Raw genomic sequence first — 1,290 nt, 5'->3', positions numbered from 1 at the left:
ATAATTACGGATAAACCTGATGTCATATTAGCCTCTTCACCTACAATTGTATTATTTCTCGCAGCAAGAAAATTAGCAAAAAAATTTAAGAGTAGACTGGTTTTTGAAGTGCGAGATATTTGGCCATTAACGCTTGTTAATGTGGGTGGATATTCAGAAAAACATCCTTTTATTCGCTTTCTACAGTGGATCGAGGATGGTGCTTATCGTGATGCTGATGTGGTTGTTTCTAATTTACCTAATGCCGTTGAGCATATGGTCGAGCGAGGAATGGATAAAGATAAGTTTTTATGGATTCCGAATGGTTTTTCATTGGATGAAGTTAAAAATAAGCAACCATTACCCCTGTCTGTTAGCGAACAAATTCCTAAAGATAAATTTATTGTTGGTTATACAGGGACTCTGGGCGTTGCAAATGCACTGTATGAGATGCTTGAAGTGGCTGAGCTATTAAAAGAGTATGGTGATATTAGTTTTATGATAGTGGGTGATGGGAAAGAAAAGGCTAAATTAAAACAACTGGTTATAGAAAAAGAATTAAGGAATATAGTTTTTATTGATCCTATTTTAAAAACTCAGATTCAGTCTATGCTTCATGAGTTTGATATTTGCTATATTGGCTTACTTCATGAGCCTTTGTTTAGGTTTGGGGTTTCACCTAATAAGTTATTTGATTATTTTTATTCAGAAAGACCAATATTATACGCAATTGATTCTGGTAAGTATTTACCCGTTGATGAAGCAAAGGCTGGAATATCGGTTTCTGATGCAGATCCTAAAACTATTGCGGCAGCAATTTTAGAGCTAAGAGAAATGACTGTAGATGAGCGTAGGAAGCTGGGTAGGAATGGACACCGGTATGTTAAAGAAAACCATAACTATTCGATATTGGCAGAGAAATTAGCAAAGGTGATCTTTGAATAATACTATAAAAATTTTATTGACTGGCTCAACAGGATTTGTCGGCAAAGCATTAACAACTGAGCTTTTACGACAAGAGAAAAATATAGTTGCGAGTGTTCGCAGGCATTCTAATGAATTATCTTCAAAAATAAAGCAAGTTATTACCGGTGAATTGTCCCCCACAATTAACTGGCATGATGCTCTGAATAATGTGGATGTGGTGATTCATTTAGCTGCACGCGTTCATGTGATGAATGATGAGTCGTCTGATCCCTTAACAGAGTTCCGTCGAGTTAATACCGAAGCAACTTTAGACTTAGCTAGGCAAGCAGCTGAGGTGGGTGTGAAGCGTTTTATATTTATTAGTTAGATTAAGGTCAATGGTGA

2 protein-coding genes are annotated in these 1,290 nt (G+C 36.3%); both read left to right on the top strand.

Annotated features, from left to right (window positions below; genetic code table 11):
- The coding region (locus AC3AYF_RS21270) for a glycosyltransferase family 4 protein (protein ID WP_487780459.1) at positions 1 to 924 on the top strand (924 nt) is incomplete at its 5' end.
- Positions 917 to 1,273: an NAD-dependent epimerase/dehydratase family protein gene (locus tag AC3AYF_RS21265; RefSeq protein WP_487780458.1), complete on the top strand. Its 357-nt coding sequence runs from the start codon at positions 917 to 919 to the stop codon at positions 1,271 to 1,273. The genes AC3AYF_RS21270 and AC3AYF_RS21265, both read left to right, overlap by 8 nt.
- Positions 1,274 to 1,290: the final 17 nt, after the last annotated feature.

It is taken from the genome of Salinicola sp., assembly GCF_982684285.1.
Note: the sequence above shows the minus strand (reverse complement) of the source record. Positions and strands in the feature narration are given on the sequence as shown.